This is a genomic window from Pseudomonas sp. RIT-PI-S, assembly GCF_025642975.1.
In the GTDB taxonomy this organism is placed as follows: Bacteria; Pseudomonadota; Gammaproteobacteria; order Pseudomonadales; family Pseudomonadaceae; genus Aquipseudomonas.
The window spans coordinates 103,641-121,043 of record NZ_JANZKJ010000016.1 but is presented as its reverse complement, the minus strand read 5'-3'; the positions used below and the strand labels follow the sequence as shown (position 1 = coordinate 121,043).

The following is a 17,403-nucleotide window of genomic DNA, read 5'->3' as shown; positions in this document are numbered from 1 at the left end:
CTGGCCGATCGGTTTCCATCGGCAAGGTTGCGACGCCCTGTGGGTTGATGGCATCGTTTGCCTCTTATATTTGCCCAGGACGTCGGAATGTCAGCGAACGAGGCCGTTACACCAGGGTTCATGGTCATCCATGGCAACCGCCCTGACGACCTCCGTAGCCTGGTTGTGGAGTGGATGCGGCGGTACCCGCTTGGCCCGCTTCAGAATGAAGTAGCGCTGGTACAAAGCAACGGCATCGCGCAGTGGCTGAAGATGGCCCTGGCCGAGGACCGTGACGCCGGTGGCTGTGGCATTGCCGCGGCTATCGATGTGCAACTGCCTGGTAGCTTCATGTGGCAGCTCTACCGCAACGTGCTCGGTAAGGCGCGTATTCCCGAAACCTCGCTGCTGGACAAAACGCCGCTCACCTGGCGTTTGATGCGCTTGCTTCCCGTGGTGATCGCTCAACCGCTGTTCGAACCCCTGGCCCGCTTTCTCGGCGATGATGCCGACATGCGCAAGCGTTACCAATTGGCGCAACGGCTGGCGGACCTTTACGACCAATATCAGGTTTACCGGGCCGACTGGCTGGAGGATTGGGCGCAAGGGGTGTTTCAGCTGCGTGGTGCCCGAGGCGAAGCGCGCCCGCTGGCCGAGGCCAACCGCTGGCAAGCAGCGTTGTGGCTAGCATTACTCGCTGACGTAGGCGCCGAAGGCATGGCGCAGAGCCGGGCTGGCGTACACCAGCGCTATATGGATGTCATCAGCACAGCCGAACACGCCCCACCCGGGCTACCAGAGCGCGTTATCGTGTTTGGCATTTCCTCATTACCCGCCCAAGTGCTGCACGCCCTCGCCGGGCTTGCCCGTTTCACCCAAGTGCTGCTGTGCGTGCATAACCCTTGTCGCCACCATTGGGCAGACATCGTTGCCGACAAAGACCTGCTGCGTCGCGAATACCGCCGCCAGCAGCGCAAGGCCGGGATGCCCATGCTGGTGGATGCCGAGAGCCTGCACCAGCACGCCCACCCGTTGCTCGCGGCCTGGGGCAAGCAGGGGCGGGACTACATCAGCCTGCTCGACGAGTTCGACCGCCCCGACAGCTATCGGGGTGCCTTCAGCGACGACAAGATCGACCTCTATAGCGAAGGCGACACCTCCACCCTGCTCAGCCAATTGCAGAACGACATCCTCGAACTGCGACCTTTGCGAGAGACTCAAGAGCTGTGGCCACCTGTAGACCCCTCCACTGACGACTCCATCCGCTTCCACATTGCCCATAGCCCGCAACGTGAAGTTGAAATCCTGCATGACCAGCTGCTTCAACGCTTTTCCTCCAACCCGGCGCTAAAGCCACGGGACGTCATCGTGATGGTGCCGGACATCAATGCCTATGCGCCCTATATCCGCGCGGTGTTCGGGCAGGTGCCGCGGGACGACAAGCGCTACATACCCTTTACCCTCAACGACCAAGGGCAACGCGGCCGCGACCCTTTGCTGATCGCGCTGGAGCACCTGCTGCAATTGCCCGAAAGCCGATTCGCCGTGGGCGAAATACTGGACCTGCTAGACGTACCGGCGCTGCGCGCGCGCTTCGGCATCCCCGAACAATCCCTGGCAACCCTGCACGGCTGGATAGAAGGCGCTGGCGTGCGTTGGGGCCTGGATGCCCGCCAACGCACAGCGTTGGGCCTGCCCGAAGGGATGGAGCAGAACAGCTGGCGCTTTGGTTTGCGGCGCATGCTGCTCGGCTATGCCGTAGGCAGCGGAGAAGGGTTCGACGGCATCGAGCCCTATGATGAGGTCGCTGGGCTAGACGCCGCCTTGGTCGGCCCGCTTTACGCACTGATCGATCGCCTGGACGCCTGGTATCAAGCCCTGACCACGCCCGCTTCGCCCCACGTGTGGGGCGAGCGGTTGCAGCAGTTGCTGGAAGACTTTTTCCTGCCCGAGGACGAACACGCTCAGTACCTGTTGATCCAGCTGGACGAACTGCGTGGCCAATGGTTACAGGCCTGCGACCGGGTACAACTGGCCGAGGCCCTGCCGCTGACGGTGGTGCGGGAGGCTTGGCTGGCTGGCCTCGACCAGGGCGGCCTGAATCAGCGCTTTTTGGCAGGCTCGGTGAATTTCTGCACGCTCATGCCCATGCGCGCCATCCCCTTTGAAGTGGTCTGCCTGCTGGGCATGAACGATGGCGACTACCCCAGGGCTCAGCCCCCGTTGGACTTCGACCTGATGGCCGCGGATTACCGCCCGGGCGACCGCTCGCGCCGCGAAGACGATCGCTACCTGCTGCTCGAGGCCCTGCTGTCCGCGCGCCGCCAGCTCTATATCAGCTGGGTGGGGCGCAGTATCCGCGACAACACCGAGCGGCCGCCGTCGGTGTTGGTGGGGCAGTTGCGAGACCACATCGCCAGCGGCTGGGACGGTACCGAACCCGCTAGCCTGATCGACGCCCTCAGCGTGGAACATCCGTTGCAGCCGTTCAGTGCTCGCTATTTTCAGGCGGGGCAGCCCGAGCTGTTCAGCTACGCCCGGGAGTGGCAGCGGGTGCATGAGCCGGCACCCGCCACGGCGGCTGAAGAGAGCCTGCCAGCGCATACCCTCGACGCCCCTATAGCCCCTGAAGTGCTCGGTAACTTTCTGCGCAACCCGGTGAAGCATTTCTACACCCAGCGGCTGAAAGTGTACTTCGAGCAGGTACAAGGGGCGCTTGCCGAAGCAGAACCCTTTACTCTGGACGGGCTGCAGCATTACGGGTTAAGCAAACACCTGCTCGATGCCGCCCTCGAGGGGGACGAAGCAGAGCTGGAGGCTGTGCTGCAAGCGCAGGCCAACCGCTTGCAAGCCGCGGGGCACCTGCCCATGGCCGGTTTTGGTGAGTTGTTGCAAGCCGAGCTGATCGCGCCGCTGCCTGACCTTATAAGCCGCTATCAGGCACTCTTGTCGCGTTGGCCGCGCAGGCTGCAAAGTGCCTTGCCTTTGCACTTCGAGGCCCATGGCCTGGTGATCGACGGGTGGCTGGGCGGGCTATCCGAAGGGGAGGGCGGGTCCCTGCTGAGCGTGACCTTGGTCGCCAACGCGATCAATACCCGCAGCGGCCGTAAATGGACGCGCCTGATCGACAGCTGGGTGCAACACCTGCTGGCCTGCGCCGAGGGGATTGACCTGCACTCGGCGGTAGTTGCCACCGACACCACCTTGCTGTTGCCACCCCTCGCGCAGCCAGCCGCCGCGAGCACCCTGGCGGACCTTCTGCAGGCCTGGCACCTGGGTATGGCGCGGCCGTTGCCAGTAGCGCCGCGTACCGCATTCGCCTTCCTCGGCGCCAAGGATCGCGACAGCGGCCTGAAAGCCGCGCAAGCGGCCTACGATGGCAGCGACTACAACGGCGCCGCCGCGGGCGAGCGCGACCGCGACATGGCCCTGGCCCGTCAATACCCGGACTTCAACGCCCTGAACCAGGACGAAACCTTCGAGGGCTGGGTCGCTACCTTGTATCAACCCCTCTTCGACGCCCCTTGGGCGGACCTGCAGGCGCAGGAGGGCGCACAATGAGCCGCCCCCTCGCATTGACCTTCCCGTTGCGCGGCAGCCAGCTGATCGAGGCGAGCGCGGGCACCGGCAAAACCTTCACGATCTCTGCGCTGTACTTGCGCCTGGTGCTGGGCCACGGCGGCGAAGAACAGGGCTTTGGCCGCGAGCTGCTGCCGCCGCAGATCCTGGTGGTGACCTTCACCGACGCCGCCACCAAGGAGCTGAGAGATCGCATCCGTACCCGCCTGGCCCAGGCGGCGCAGTTTTTCCGCGATGAAATCCCTGCCCCAGACGCGCTGGTGGAGCAGTTGCGCGAGGATTATCCCCAAGCGCAGTGGCCGACCTGCGCGAGCAAGTTGGACGCAGCGGCGCAATGGATGGACGAAGCGGCGGTGTCCACCATCCATGGCTGGTGCCAGCGGATGCTGCGTGAGCATGCGTTCGACAGCGGCAGCCTGTTCACTCAAAGCCTGGAAACAGACCACAGCGAGCTGCTGGGCGAGGTGGTGCGCGACTACTGGCGGCAGTTCTGCTACGGCATGGTCGGCGACACCCTCGCCTGGGTACGCGACAACTGGAAATCCCCCGCCAGCTTGCTCGCCCGGGTGCGGGCATTGCTCAGTGACGCCGGCCCAGTGGAAGACGCCGCCCACCCCGGCCAGCACATCGAGACCGGGCTACAGCGCCGGCTGGACGAGCTGGCGCAGCTCAAGCAACCGTGGGGGGAGTGGATCGAGCAACTACGCGGCATTCTAGTGCAAGGCATTGCCGATAAAGCCGCGGACGCTCGCAAGCTGCAACCACGCTACTTCGAGCCCTGGTTGCAGGGTATCGCCGAGTGGCACGCGGACCCCGATCTGCATCACCTGGACATCGGCAAGGGCTTTGAACGCCTGACGCCGCAGGGCATTGCCGAAGCCTGGAAGGCCGAACCGCCCAGCCATGACGCCTTCGAGGCAATGGTCACCCTGCGCGACCGCCTCAAGGGCCTGCCCGACCCCGGAGCGGACGCGCTGCAACACGCTGCGGCCTGGGTGGCGAAACGCTTTGAACGTGAGAAGCGCCGGCGTGCGGAAATGGGCTTCGATGACATGCTGCTGCGCTTGAACGCGGCACTGCGAGGCGAGGCCGGCGATGCACTGACCCAGGTGATTCGTGAGCAGTTCCCAGTCGCCTTGATCGACGAATTCCAAGACACGGACCCGGTTCAATACAGCATTTTCGAGCGCATTTACCAGATCGGCGAGAACCGTACCGACCTGGGCATTTTCTTGATCGGCGACCCGAAACAAGCGATCTACGCCTTCCGAGGCGCGGATATCCATACCTACTTGCGCGCGCGCCGCGCCAACGCTGGCCGCTTGCACAGCCTGGGGACTAACTTCCGCTCCAGCGAGGCGATGGTCGGTGCGCTCAATCGGCTGTTCGAGCAGGCTGAAAGCCGCGCACAGGGACGAGGGGCCTTCCTGTTCCGCGAGGCGCATGACAACCCGGTGCCCTTCCTGCCCGTGGCCGCACAGGGCCGCCGGGACCGCCTGCAAGTGGCCGGCGCCGACCTGCCAGCCATGACCTTCTGGGCCCTGGCCAGCGACAAGCCCGTGGCCAATGGCGCTTACCGCGACCAACTGGCGCCGGCCTGCGCCAGTGAAATCGTACGCCTGCTAGAGCTTGGCAAGCAGGGCCAGTGCGGCTTTGCCGCGGCGGACGGCAGTGTGCGCCCGCTGGCGCCGGCGGATATCGCCATTCTGGTACGCGACGGCGGCGAGGCCCGGGCGATACGCGCGCAATTGAGAGCCCGCGGTGTACGCAGCGTTTATCTCTCGGATAAAGAATCCGTGTTCCATAGCCAGGAGGCCCTGGACGTGTTGGCTTGGCTACGCGCTTGCGCCGAGCCAGACGCGGACCGGCTGCTGCGCGCAGCCCTGGCCAGCGTCACCCTGGCCCGGCCGCTGGCGGAGCTGGAGGCGCTGAACCGCAACGAACTCACCTGGGAAGCGCGTGTGATGCAGTTCCGCGAATACCGCGCGCTCTGGCGCAGCCAAGGGGTATTGAGCATGCTGCGCCGGCTGTTGCATGACTTTGACCTACCGCTGCGGCTCACCGGGCGCGCCGACGGCGAGCGCGTGTTGACCAACCTGTTGCACCTGACCGAATTGCTGCAACAGGCCTCGGCCGAGTTGGACGGTGAACAGGCGCTGATCCGCCATTTGGCCGAGCGCCTGAGCAGCACCCAGGATGGCGGCGAAGAGCAGGTAGTGCGGCTGGAGAGCGACGAGCAGTTGGTAAAAGTGGTGACTATCCACAAGTCCAAAGGCTTGGAGTATCCACTGGTGTTTTTGCCCTTTATCTGCAGTGCACGGCCGGTGGACGGCAGCCGCGTGCCGGTGACTTGGCACGACGCTGACGGCCAAGTGCGGCTGTCGATGGCGCCGGACGACGAAGCCATCGCCGCCGCGGACGATGAGCGCCTGGGCGAGGATCTACGGTTGCTCTATGTGGCCCTCACGCGCGCCCAGTACGCATGTTGGCTGGGTGTGGCCGACCTCAAGCGCGGCCGCGAGAGCAAATCCGCCCTGCACCGTTCGGCAATAGGCTACCTGTTGGGCGGCGGTGAGCCTTTGGCCGAATCCACCGAGCTTGGTGCCTGGCTGGCTGACGTTCAGGCGGGCGATCCGGCGCTGGCGCTGCTCCCCGTACCCGAGGCCAGCGAGCAACTGTATGTGGCCCCCCGCAACGAGCGCCAGGCGCAGCCCGCGCGTGAACCAATCAGGCGCGCGGCAGAGCATTGGTGGATCGCCTCCTACAGCGCCCTGCGCATCGCTGACACCGTCGATGGCGGCCAGGCACCGGACAGCTTGCAAGCGCAGAACCTGATGGATGACGAGCCCTTGGGCAGTGCCCTCACAGTGGCGCCGATGCAGGGCTCTATTCATCAGTTCCCACGAGGGCCGCACCCTGGGACGTTCCTCCACGGGCTGCTCGAATGGGCCGGGCGCGAAGGCTTCGGCGCACTCGGCGCGCAACCGCAAGTGCTGCGCGACACTCTTGCCCGGCGCTGTGCCACCCGCGGCTGGAGCGGCTGGATACCGACCCTGGAGCAGTGGCTGAGCGGCCTGCTGCACGCGCCCTTGCCCTTGGGCGAAGGCCATGAGATGCGCCTGCACGAGTTAGCCACCTACCGTTACGAAATGGAGTTCTGGTTCGCCAGCCGAGACGTGGACGTTCACCGCCTGGACGCGTTGGTGCGCCAGCACACCCATGGCGGCGCAGCGCGGGCGGCGGCCGAAGGGCATCGGCTCAATGGCCTGTTCAAAGGCTTTATCGACCTGTGCTTCGAACACGAAGGCCGGTATTACGTAGCCGACTACAAGTCCAACTGGCTAGGCGCAGACGACGCCAGTTATTCACCCCAGGCCATGGAGTTGGCGATCCTCGAACACCGCTACGACCTGCAATACGTGCTCTACCTGCTGGCGCTGCATCGTCAGCTTCAAGCGCGTTTGCCTGGCTATGACTACGACCAACACATGGGGGGCGCGATGTTCGTATTCCTGCGGGGCTTGAGCGCGCGCAGCCGTGGCGTTTATTTCAGCCGCCCGCCGCGGGCGCTGATCGAACAGCTGGACCTGCTGTTCCAAGGCAAGCTGCTTGAGCCCAGCGCCGGCGCCCAGGCCGACCTGTTCGGAGGCGCACCGCTGTGAGCGATACCATGACCCACGCCGAGGCCGCCATCACGTTGCCCCCGCTGGAATCCACCGAAGGCTTGTTCCGTTTGCTGCACCTCTGGGTTGCACGCGGCTGGCTGCGCCCGCTAGACGAGGCGCTGGTACGCTTCTTTGCAGAACGGGTGGCCATGGCCGACCCGCTGGTGCTGCTGGCCGCCGCGCTTACCAGCCATCAACTGGGCCACGGCCATGTGTGCCTGGACCTGGCGCAGGCCCTGCTCGAGCCGGACTTCGCGCTCTCCCTGCCACCCGAAGGCGAGGCCAGCCTCAACAGTGAGGTGTTGCCTTCCGTGGTGCTCGCTCGGCTTGACCTGGCCAGCTGGCGGCAAGCGCTGCTGGCGTCGCCGCTGGTGGCCGAAGGCACCGGAGGCGAGCGCAGCCGGCCGCTGGTGCTCAGCGGCAACCGGCTGTACCTGCGACGCTACTGGAACTACGAGCGCGCGGTGGACGTGGCGCTACGGCGGCGGCTGGCCGAGGCCTCGGAAGCCCCCGCGGACCTGCCCGAGCGCCTGGGTGCGCTGTTCCCGGAGCAGGTGCCAGGGCATGTGGATTGGCAAAAGCTCGCCTGCGCCCTGGCCACCCGCGCGGCGCTCAGCATTATCACTGGCGGGCCGGGCACCGGTAAAACCACTACCGTGGTGCGCCTGCTGGCGCTGCTGCAGGGCCCGCGGGTAGAGGCCAACCGGCCGCTGCGGATTCGCCTTGCCGCGCCCACCGGCAAGGCGGCCGCCAGGCTGACCGAGTCCATTGGCTTGCAAGTGCAAGGCCTGAACGTGGCGCCCGCGGTCAAGGCGCGCATCCCCACCGAGGTGACCACAGTGCATCGCCTGCTCGGCAGCCGGCCCGGCACCCGGCACTTCCGCCATCACCGAGGTAACCCGCTGCCGCTGGATGTGCTGGTGGTCGACGAAGCCTCGATGATTGACCTGGAAATGATGGCCAACCTGCTCGACGCCCTGCCGGCCAGTGCCCGGCTGATCCTGCTGGGCGATAAAGACCAGCTCGCCTCGGTGGAAGCCGGCGCGGTGCTTGGTGACCTGTGTCGGGATGCCGAGCAAGGCTTCTATACCGCGCAAACCCGTGCCTGGCTCGAAGCCATCGCCGGAGAAAGCCTGGCTGCGGCCGAGCTGAGCGAAGGTCGTGCCGACGAACATGCGCTGGCTCAGCAGCTGGTGATGCTGCGTTACTCGCGGCGCTTCGGTGAAGGCAGCGGGATCGGTGAGCTGGCCCGCTGCGTCAACCAGCAGCGGCCGGAAGATGCCCGTCGGGTGCTGGCGGACCGCGCCTTCGAGGATGTTGCTACCTGCCGCCTTCAAGGTGAGCACGACCAGGCACTGGAGCGGCTGCTGCTCAACGGCGCGGCCCGAGGCACGAGTGGCGCGCGCGGCTACCGTTTTTACCTGGGCGTGCTGCGTGAGCAACGCCCGGCCGCCACTGCTGACCTGGCCGACCCCGCCTGGCTGGCCTGGGCCGGGAACGTGCTGCAGGCCTTCGACAGCTTCCGCCTGCTCTGCGCCGTGCGTAAGGGGCCTTGGGGCGTGGAAGCGGTCAACCAGCGCGCCACCCGCGCGCTCTACGCCAGCGGCTTGATCGAGAGCGACCACCATTGGTACGAAGGCCGCCCGGTATTAATGACCCGCAACGACTATGGCCTGGGCCTGATGAACGGCGACATCGGCATTGCCTTGCGCCTGCCTGAAGCCGAAGGCTCGTCACGGCTGACCCTGCGCGTGGCGTTCCCGCGCAACGATGGCCAGGGTGGCGTGCGCTTCGTGCTGCCCAGCCGCCTCACGGACGTGGAAACCGTGTACGCCATGACGGTGCATAAGTCCCAGGGCTCGGAGTTCGAACATACCGCGCTGGTGCTGCCCGACGCGCTGAACCCGGTGTTGACCAAGGAGCTGATCTACACCGGGATCACCCGCGCCAGGCGCTGGTTCAGCTTGATCGAGCCGCGCCCGGGAGTGTTCGAGGAAGCCGTGCGGCGCAGGGTGCGCCGGCTCAGCGGCCTGATGCTCGAGCCCGCAGGTTAAGCGCCAGCGCGCCGTCTTCGTCCAGGCCAATGAAGCGCCGCACCCGCCGCGCGTCGGCGTGGGTGCGTATCGCCTGGGGCGGGCCGTCGAAGGCGATGACGCCGTTCTCCATGAAGATCACCCGGTCCGAGATCGACAGGGCAAAGTCCATTTCGTGGGTCACGATCACCAGCGTCATGCCCTCGTTGGCCAGGTCGCGGATCACCTTCAGCACTTCGCCTACCAGCTCCGGGTCCAGCGCGGACGTGGGTTCGTCGAACAGCATGATCTGCGGGTCGAGCGCCATGGCGCGGGCGATAGCGACCCGCTGCTGCTGCCCACCGGACAGCTGCTGCGGATACTTGTGGGCGTGGGCCAGCAGCCCGACCTTGTCCAGCAGCGCCAATGCCCTGCGCTCGCTTAGCGCCCGTGGCTGGCCGTGGTAGCGCGGCGCGAGCGTGAGGTTGCCCAGCAGGGTGCGATGGGGGAACAGGTTGAAGCTCTGGAACACCATGCCGATGCGGCGAATGCCGCAGCGGACTTGCGCAGTGTTGAGTCTGTTTCCTGCGTTGATATAGCTCTGGCCGAACAGCACGATCTCGCCCTGGTCGATGCCTTCCAGGCCATTGATGGTGCGGATCAGCGAAGTTTTACCCGAGCCAGAAGGGCCAATGATCGAAATCACCTCGCCGGCGCCTATGCTCAGGTCGATGCCCTTGAGCACGGGATGGTCGTCATAGCGCTTGTGCAGGTTGCGCAGCTGCAAGGCGGGCGCCGCACCTCGCCCGGGGGCTGGCTTGTCGGCTGGGGTAGCGGGCGGTTGTGCACCGCGCAACTCGGCGACCGCCGCCTCGCTTAGGGTTCGCGGGGTGCGCCGGCTCAGGTCCAGCGAGCGTTCCAGCCACTGCAGCAGCCAGCCAAACACCGTGACGATCAACACGTAATAGGCGGCCACCGCCGCCAGTGTTTCCATGACCAGGAAGTTTTGCGCATACAGCCGTTGGCCCACCGTCAGCAGTTCGGTGAGGGAAATCACCGACACCAGCGAGGTGAGCTTGACCACCGTGATGTATTCGTTGATCAGCGTGGGCAGTGAGATACGAAACGCCTGCGGGATCACGATCAACCGTTGCAGCCCCATGGTATGGATGCCCAAGGCGCGGCCAGCCTCCCGCTGCCCTTTGAGCACGGAGATCAGCCCACCGCGGTGGATCTCGGCCATGTACGCCGTCTCGGTGACCACCAGCGCCAGCAAGCCGGAGTAGAAGGGTTGTGACAGCAGCGGGCCGCTGGCCGGGAACAGCTGCGGCAGGTTGTACACGAACACCACCAGCACCAGCAGCGGGATGCTGCGGAAAAACCATATATAAGCGCTGGCCGGCAGGCGCAGCAGCGGCGAAGGCGAGAGCTTGGCCGAAGCCACCAGCAACCCCAGCAGCATTCCGAGCAGCCAGGCGAGGGTGCTCAACGCGATGACTGTGACGCAGGCTTTCCAGAAATCGGCCATGGAAAACAGCGAAACGAAGTAACTCCAGTCGAAGGGCATAGGCACCTCAGGTGCCGCCCCCGGAAGGGCGGCCGATGAACATCAGTTAACCGCTTCCAGGTCGTACTTTTTCAAAATGGCTGCGTATTCACCGTTCTCTTTGCTGGTTTTCACCGCCTGCAGCAGGGCGGAATAGGTGTCAGCGTTGCCTTTCTTCACATAAATGCCCAGGGTTTGTGGGTACACCAGCTTGTCTGAAGTGACCACCACGCGGCCATTGGTGCGCTGGGCGATCATGTGCGCCGCGCCGGCGATCTCCACCTGGGCCTGCACGTTCTTCGACAGCAGGGCCTGGGTCACTTCCGGCGCCGAAGGGAATTCACTCACGCTGATCTCGCCTTTCTGGTTAGGCACGCAGTAGCTGGTGGACAGCTCGCGGAACTTGGCCACCCAGGTGGTGCCTTGCTCCAGGCCGATTTTCAGCCCGCACAGGTCTTCCGGGGTTTTCGGGCTCAGCTCGCTACCCTTGGGCACCATGATCGCCGCGCCCGTGTTGGCATACGGGATCGCCTGCGCTTGGGCTTCTCGCTCCGGGGTGATGTACATGCCGGAGATGATCGCGTCGTAGTGCCCGGCGTTGAGCCCATTGATCAGGTTCGGGAACTTGGTGTCGACGAAGTCTGCCTTACCGCCCATGGCCTTGGCCAGCGAATGCGCCAGCTCTGGGTCCGAGCCAACCACCTGCTTGTTCTCGTCGTAGGACTCGAACGGCGGGTAAGTGATCTCCATGCCCACCTTGAGTACGCCAGGCGTGGCGGTGGGCGCTGCCAGGGAGGCGGTGGCGCACAGCAAGCCTGCGGCGAGCAGGCCGAAACGGGTGACGTGATGCATGGGCGAAGGCTCCTGGTGTTCGAGTAGTAATGGCTGGGCGATCACAACGCGGCTGCCTGGTTCTTCAGGTGGCCGAAACTGGCGGGCTTGCGCGCATGGCTGGGCAGCTGCAACTCCCCTGCGGCAACCTTGCGGCGCAAGTATTGGTAGGTTTGCAGGGCTTGGCCCCACATGTGCTCGCCAATAGGCAGCGCTTCGTATTGCTGATGGCCCTTGGCGAAGTTGGGCAGCGGGGCGATGTGCGTGTGGTAGTCGCAGGCGTAGAACAGCGGGAAGGCATAGCGCTCCGCCGCCACCTTGCGTACTCGGTGGGCGGTGGCGACAAAGGCCCCGGCGGTCATCACTTCGAGCATGTCGCCGATGTTCACCACGAACGCCCCAGGCATGGGCGGCGCGTCCACCCATTCACCCTGGTCGTTCATGACTTCCAGCCCCGGCTGGTCGGCGTGCAGGATCGTGAAGCACTCGTAATCGGTATGCGCGCCGATGCCCGGGGCGTCCACCCGCCGCGCATCGAAAGGGTAATGGATCAGCCGCAGCTTGGACGGCGGGCGGCTGACCATGGGGGCGAAATAACCTTCAGCCAGGCCCAGGGCGAGTGCGAAGCCGCTGAACAGCTTGCCGCCCAAGGCGAACACCGCGGCGTAATACGCTTGTACCGCCGCCTGGAACCCGGGTACCTCAGGCCAGTGGTTGGGGCCCAGCAGCGGCGTGCGTGCGAGGAACAGCGGGTCGTCCGCCGGCACCTCGAAGCCGATGTCGAACGCCTCTTTGTGGTCGGGTTCGCCTTCGCCATACACCTCTTCACCCTTGGGCACGAAACCCTTGTGGCTTTCCGAGGCGCCGATGTAGTGCTGCATCTTCGCCTCGAGCGGTTGCGCGAAATACGCCTTCGCCGCCTGCTGCAGCCCGCTGACCAACGCCGGGTCTATGCCGTGCCCGGTGATGTACAGAAAGCCCACCTCGCTGGCGGCCCGGCCCAGCTGCTCGGCGACGGCCAGGCGGTGTTCGAGCTCAACGCTGAACAAGCCTGCGATGTTCACCACGGGGATACTGCTGAAATTGGCGTTGCTCATGCCGCTTGGCCCTCCTCGAGAAAGCGTTGGAAATGCGCGCGCTCGGCGTTGGCCATCCACTGGTTCACGGCCCAGAGGTCTGCTACCGGCACGTTGGTGAAAGGCAAATGATGCAGGTAGCCGTCCGCGCCGAACTCAGGCGTAAGCGTGGTGACGGTGCGGCCGCGGGCCTGTTGTGCCCGCCACACCGCCTCCCAGTGGCGCTGGTGGAAGGCCAGCGCCGTGGCGTATTCCGGCGCGCCTGGGTGCGGCACCTGCGGGCCTTGGTCGTAACCGACGCGCGCCTGTATATGCTCCACCCGCTCAACGAAAGGGCTGAGGTCATCGGCGGGGTCGTCCAGCAGGCGCTCACAGCACACCACCCAGTGGCTGATGTCGCTGGTGAAGCGCAAGGCCGGCAATTGGTGGATCAGTTCAAGGGTGACCCAGGGGTTGAACAACGAACGCGCCCGGTGGGTTTCTACCAACACCGGCACGCCTTGTTCATGGGCCATGGCCAGCAGCTCGCCAAAGAACTCGACCTGCTGCCCGAGTGGCCAGCGGTCATTGCCGGCCAGCACGTTGACGAAGCGCGGCGCCAACTCCGTGGCCCAGCCCAGCTTGCGCCGAAGGTCATCCAGGTGCTCGGCTGGCAGCGCGGCCTGCTTGGGCAGCACATCGTAGGCGGTAAAAACAGTCGCAATATAGGGCACGCCATTGCTGGCGAGAAAGGCAGCGAACTCACGGCGTTGGAGGGCATCCAGCGGTAACCGCGCCTCCATGCCCTGGAAGCCCGCGGCCAGCAGCTCGTCCAAGGCTTGCGCCTTGCTGGCGGTATAGCCCCAGAGGGAGCGGAAGATTTCCAATTGCATCGGTACACACTCTCGGCTGGCGGCTACGCGGGCCCACGGGCAGGGCCGCGGGCGGTGAGGGCAGTAGCAAGCGAAAACCGAGGCCAGGCCTCTGCGGGCCCGATCCGATGGGCTGATGTTAGGCAGTACGCAGCGGGAGAATGAATAGGCTGCGGCAAATGATTAGTTCAGGGTTTTGTGAAGTGATGAGCGCCTTGGAGGCCGTGATGCCACTGACTAGGCCCAGCCGTTGTTTAATCCGCAAACCGCAGGGCTTGCGTTTCGCCCAGCAAAAACGGGCGGTTGAGTTCCGTCTCCGCCCGTATGTAATCCCACAACAAGGTAATCCGCTTCAACTTGCGCAGGTCCTCCCGGCAGTACATCCAGAACTGCCGAGTGATGTTCACCTTCTCGGGCAGCACCGGCACCAGCTCGGGTGCTTCGGCGGCGAGGAAGCACGGCAAGATGGCCAGCCCGTGGCCCTGCCGGGCGGCGATCATCTGGGCGACTACGCTGGTGCTGCGCAGGCGCGCGCTGGCGGCCGGTAGCAGGTGGTTGAGGTAAAGCAGTTCGGAGCTGAACGCCAGGTCATCCACATAACTGACGAAGGGGTGTTCCGGCAGTTGCGATAGCTCGGTGATGGGCGCGTGGCGGGCGAGGTAATCGGCGGTAGCGTAGAGGCGCAGGCGATAGTCGGTGAGCTTGCAGCACACATAAGGGCCGTGCTCGGGGCGCTCAAGGGCGATCACGATGTCTGCTTCACGCTTGGACAGGCTGATGAAATGCGGCAGCGGCAGGATGTCCACCGAAATGGCCGGGTGTTGCTCCACGAAGCGGCTGAGCAATGGGGTCACGAAAAAACTACCGAAGCCTTCGGTGCAACCCATGCGCACATGGCCGGAGGGCGCGAGGCCCGAGCCCGTCACTTGCTCACAGGCCATGTGCAGGGTGCTTTCGATGGCCTCGGCATAGCCGAGCAGGCGCTGGCCCTCGGTGGTGAGGCTGAAGCCATTGGTGCGGGACTTTTCGAACAGCAGGGTGCCGAGCGACGCTTCGAGTGCGTTGATCCGCCGCGACACCGTGGTGTAGTCCACGCCCAGCCGCTTGGCCGCGCTGCTGGCCTTGCGCAGCCGTGCTACCTCGAGAAAAAACTTCAGGTCGTCCCAGTTCAGCCCTGCCAGGGACGTAATGTGTTTTTGCATGATGGTCCGGCTTATATCTTGGTTTTTGTTGGAAGTTTGCATACCTATACTTCAAGCAGGCCCCATACGCCAGTTTTCGCCCATCCTTATCCTGCGAATAACAACAATCACGCGGAGGTTTACATGAATGCGTCACTTCCATCCGACACCCAGGCTGCCACGGTCAAGCTGCTGATCGACGGCGAATGGGTCGAGTCCCGAACGACCCACTGGCAGAACGTGGTCAATCCCGCGACCCAGCAAGTGCTGGGTCGTGTGCCCTTTGCCACGGCAGAGGAAGTGAATGCCGCCGTGGCCGCCGCCGAGCGCGCGTACGTGCAATGGCGAGCCACCCCGATTGGCGCCCGCATGCGCATCATGCTCAAGCTACAGGCGTTGATTCGCGAGCACAGCAAGCGCATCGCTGCCGTGCTCAGCGCCGAGCAGGGCAAGACCGTGGCCGATGCCGAGGGCGATATCTTCCGTGGGCTGGAGGTGGTCGAGCACGCTTGCTCGGTTGGCAGCCTGCAAATGGGCGAGTTCGCTGAAAACGTGGCGGGCGGCGTGGACACCTACACCCTGCGCCAGCCCATCGGTGTGTGTGCCGGCATCACCCCGTTCAACTTCCCGGCGATGATCCCGCTGTGGATGTTCCCCATGGCGATCGTGTGCGGCAACACCTTCGTGCTCAAACCTTCCGAGCAGGACCCGCTTTCCACCATGCTGCTGGTGGAGCTGGCCTTGGAGGCCGGTGTACCCCAGGGCGTGCTCAACGTGGTGCATGGCGGCAAAGAAGTGGTCGACGCCATCTGTACTCACCCTACGATCAAGGCAGTGTCCTTCGTGGGCTCCACCGCGGTGGGCACTCACGTGTACGACCTGGCGGGCCGGCACGGCAAGCGCGTGCAGGCGATGATGGGGGCGAAAAACCACGCCGTGGTGCTACCGGACGCCAACCGCGAGCAGACGCTCAACGCCTTGGTGGGGGCAGGCTTCGGCGCGGCTGGGCAGCGCTGCATGGCGACCTCGGTGGTGGTGATGGTGGGCGAAAGCCGCAAGTGGATACCGGACCTCAAAGCCTTGGCGCAGCAGCTCAAAGTGAACGCCGGCAGCGAGCCGGGCACCGACGTAGGGCCGGTGATTTCGCCCCGGGCGAAGGCGCGGATCGAAGAGCTGATCGAGAGTGGCGTGCAGCAAGGCGCGCGGCTGGAGCTGGACGGCCGCAACGTGAGCGTGCCGGGCTATGAGCAAGGCAACTTCGTGGGCCCCACGCTGTTCACTGGCGTGACCACGGACATGCGCATCTACACCGAAGAGATCTTCGGCCCGGTGCTGGTGGTCCTCGAAGTGGACACCCTCGACGAGGCGATCGCGCTGGTCAACCGAAATCCCTTCGGCAACGGTACCGGCCTGTTTACCCAGAGCGGGGCAGCGGCGCGCAAGTTCCAGAGCGAGATCGACGTGGGCCAGGTGGGCATCAACATCCCTATCCCGGTGCCGGTGCCCTTCTTCAGCTTCACCGGCTCGCGCGGTTCCAAGCTGGGCGACCTCGGGCCTTATGGCAAGCAGGTGGTGCAGTTCTACACCCAAACCAAAACCGTGACCGCGCGTTGGTTCGACGACGCCAGCGTGAACACGGGCGTGAACACCACCATCCATCTGCGCTAAGGGGTAGGCCATGCGAATTGCATTTATCGGTTTGGGCAACATGGGCGGGCCGATGGCGCGCAACCTGATCAACGCCGGCCACCGGCTGGTGCTGGTGGACCTCAACCAGGCCGTGCTGGCCGAGCTCGGGGCGCTCGGCGCCGAGGTGGCGCAATCGCCACGGCAAGCCGCGGAGCAAGCGGAACTGGTGATCACCATGCTGCCGGCGGCGGCTCACGTGCGGGCCGTGTTCGAGCAGGAAGACGGTGTGCTGGCCGGTATCCGCGCTGGCACGCCCGTGGTGGATTGCAGCACCATCGACCCGCAGACGGCCCGCGACATGCACGCCGCCGCTGCCAAGCAAGGCGTGGATTTCGCCGATGCGCCCGTGTCGGGTGGCACTGGCGGAGCACAGGCAGGCACCTTGACCTTCATGGTCGGCGCCAGCGAGGCGCTGTTCGCCACGCTGCAGCCCGTACTGGCACAGATGGGCAAGAACATCGTGCACTGCGGCGAAGTCGGCACTGGCCAGGTGGCGAAGATCTGCAACAACATGCTGTTGGGCATCTCCATGATCGGCGTGGCCGAAGCGATGGCGCTGGGCAGTGCCCTCGGCATCGACACCCAGGTGCTCGCTGGCGTGATCAACAGCTCCACCGGCCGCTGCTGGAGCTCTGAAGCCTATAACCCCTGGCCCGGTATCGTCGCCACGGCGCCAGCCAGCCGCGGCTACAGCGGTGGCTTCGGCGCACGGCTGATGCTCAAAGACCTGGGCCTCGCCACGGAGGCGGCCAAGCAGGCCAACCAGCCAGTGGTGATGGGCGCGCTGGCCCAGCAGCTGTACCAGGCGATGAACTTGCGCGGTGACGGCGGGCTGGATTTCTCGGCGATCGTGAAGGGGTATCAAGGCGAGTAGGGCTGGGCACAGGCTCCGTTCGCGGGCTATCGCCCGCTCCTGCACGTCAATGTAGAACCTGGCGAAGCCTGGGAACTCGCGGCCTGAAAGCGAGTTCGCGGGCTGGCGCCCCCGCCCGCA

At 65.1% G+C, this 17,403-nt stretch carries 10 protein-coding genes; 5 read left to right on the top strand and 5 right to left on the bottom strand.

Going from position 1 to position 17,403, the window contains the following annotated elements; genetic code table 11:
* The first annotated feature begins 87 nt into the window (after positions 1 to 87).
* From recC to recD, 3 genes are read left to right on the top strand one after another with little or no spacing between them, the layout of a single operon-like run.
* Positions 88 to 3,540 carry an exodeoxyribonuclease V subunit gamma gene (gene recC, locus OGL93_RS19465; protein WP_263264524.1) on the top strand — a complete coding sequence of 1,151 codons (3,453 nt, stop codon included), beginning with the start codon at positions 88 to 90 and terminating at the stop codon, positions 3,538 to 3,540.
* Positions 3,537 to 7,220 carry an exodeoxyribonuclease V subunit beta gene (gene recB / locus OGL93_RS19460; RefSeq protein ID WP_263264523.1) on the top strand — a complete coding sequence of 1,228 codons (3,684 nt, stop codon included), beginning with the start codon at positions 3,537 to 3,539 and terminating at the stop codon, positions 7,218 to 7,220. The genes recC and recB overlap by 4 nt, the downstream gene beginning before the upstream one ends.
* Positions 7,221 to 7,228: 8 nt before the next feature.
* Complete coding sequence (gene recD / locus OGL93_RS19455) at positions 7,229 to 9,277, top strand: exodeoxyribonuclease V subunit alpha (RefSeq protein ID WP_263264530.1); 2,049 nt, start codon at positions 7,229 to 7,231, stop codon at positions 9,275 to 9,277.
* Here recD and OGL93_RS19450 read toward each other — a convergent pair.
* From OGL93_RS19450 to OGL93_RS19430, 5 genes are all read right to left on the bottom strand, one after another.
* Positions 9,246 to 10,802 (bottom strand): amino acid ABC transporter permease/ATP-binding protein, encoded by a 1,557-nt coding sequence (locus OGL93_RS19450; protein WP_263264522.1) that lies wholly within the window; start codon positions 10,800 to 10,802, stop codon positions 9,246 to 9,248. The genes recD and OGL93_RS19450 overlap by 32 nt on opposite strands.
* A 42-nt stretch (positions 10,803 to 10,844) precedes the next feature.
* Positions 10,845 to 11,633 carry an ABC transporter substrate-binding protein gene (locus OGL93_RS19445; RefSeq protein WP_263264521.1) on the bottom strand — a complete coding sequence of 263 codons (789 nt, stop codon included), beginning with the start codon at positions 11,631 to 11,633 and terminating at the stop codon, positions 10,845 to 10,847.
* Between the two features lie 41 nt (positions 11,634 to 11,674).
* On the bottom strand, positions 11,675 to 12,709 hold the full coding sequence (locus OGL93_RS19440) for a 2-oxoglutarate and iron-dependent oxygenase domain-containing protein (protein WP_263264520.1): 1,035 nt from the start codon (positions 12,707 to 12,709) through the stop codon (positions 11,675 to 11,677).
* Positions 12,706 to 13,560: a sugar phosphate isomerase/epimerase gene (locus OGL93_RS19435; RefSeq protein WP_263264519.1), complete on the bottom strand. Its 855-nt coding sequence runs from the start codon at positions 13,558 to 13,560 to the stop codon at positions 12,706 to 12,708. Before OGL93_RS19435 ends, OGL93_RS19440 begins: the two co-directional genes overlap by 4 nt.
* Positions 13,561 to 13,793: 233 nt before the next feature.
* On the bottom strand, positions 13,794 to 14,741 hold the full coding sequence (locus OGL93_RS19430) for a LysR family transcriptional regulator (protein WP_263264518.1): 948 nt from the start codon (positions 14,739 to 14,741) through the stop codon (positions 13,794 to 13,796).
* Positions 14,742 to 14,864: 123 nt separating this feature from the next.
* Here OGL93_RS19430 and OGL93_RS19425 point away from each other — a divergent pair, with 123 nt between their 5' ends.
* Positions 14,865 to 16,388, top strand: coding sequence for a CoA-acylating methylmalonate-semialdehyde dehydrogenase (locus OGL93_RS19425; RefSeq protein WP_263264517.1), 1,524 nt, complete (start codon positions 14,865 to 14,867; stop codon positions 16,386 to 16,388).
* A 10-nt stretch (positions 16,389 to 16,398) separates the two neighbouring features.
* On the top strand, positions 16,399 to 17,283 hold the full coding sequence (gene mmsB, locus OGL93_RS19420; RefSeq protein WP_263264516.1) for a 3-hydroxyisobutyrate dehydrogenase: 885 nt from the start codon (positions 16,399 to 16,401) through the stop codon (positions 17,281 to 17,283).
* The last annotated feature ends 120 nt before the right edge of the window (positions 17,284 to 17,403 follow it).

Excerpts from the sequence above, each read along its gene's own strand:
- recC (WP_263264524.1), top strand. The coding sequence starts at position 88 with ATGTCAGCGAACGAGGCCGTTACACCAGGGTTCATGGTCATCCATGGC.
- recB (WP_263264523.1), top strand. The coding sequence starts at position 3,537 with ATGAGCCGCCCCCTCGCATTGACCTTCCCGTTGCGCGGCAGCCAGCTG.
- recD (WP_263264530.1), top strand. The coding sequence starts at position 7,229 with ATGACCCACGCCGAGGCCGCCATCACGTTGCCCCCGCTGGAATCCACC.
- OGL93_RS19450 (WP_263264522.1), bottom strand. The coding sequence starts at position 10,802 with ATGCCCTTCGACTGGAGTTACTTCGTTTCGCTGTTTTCCATGGCCGAT.
- OGL93_RS19445 (WP_263264521.1), bottom strand. The coding sequence starts at position 11,633 with ATGCATCACGTCACCCGTTTCGGCCTGCTCGCCGCAGGCTTGCTGTGC.
- OGL93_RS19440 (WP_263264520.1), bottom strand. The coding sequence starts at position 12,709 with ATGAGCAACGCCAATTTCAGCAGTATCCCCGTGGTGAACATCGCAGGC.
- OGL93_RS19435 (WP_263264519.1), bottom strand. The coding sequence starts at position 13,560 with ATGCAATTGGAAATCTTCCGCTCCCTCTGGGGCTATACCGCCAGCAAG.
- OGL93_RS19430 (WP_263264518.1), bottom strand. The coding sequence starts at position 14,741 with ATGCAAAAACACATTACGTCCCTGGCAGGGCTGAACTGGGACGACCTG.
- OGL93_RS19425 (WP_263264517.1), top strand. The coding sequence starts at position 14,865 with ATGAATGCGTCACTTCCATCCGACACCCAGGCTGCCACGGTCAAGCTG.
- mmsB (WP_263264516.1), top strand. The coding sequence starts at position 16,399 with ATGCGAATTGCATTTATCGGTTTGGGCAACATGGGCGGGCCGATGGCG.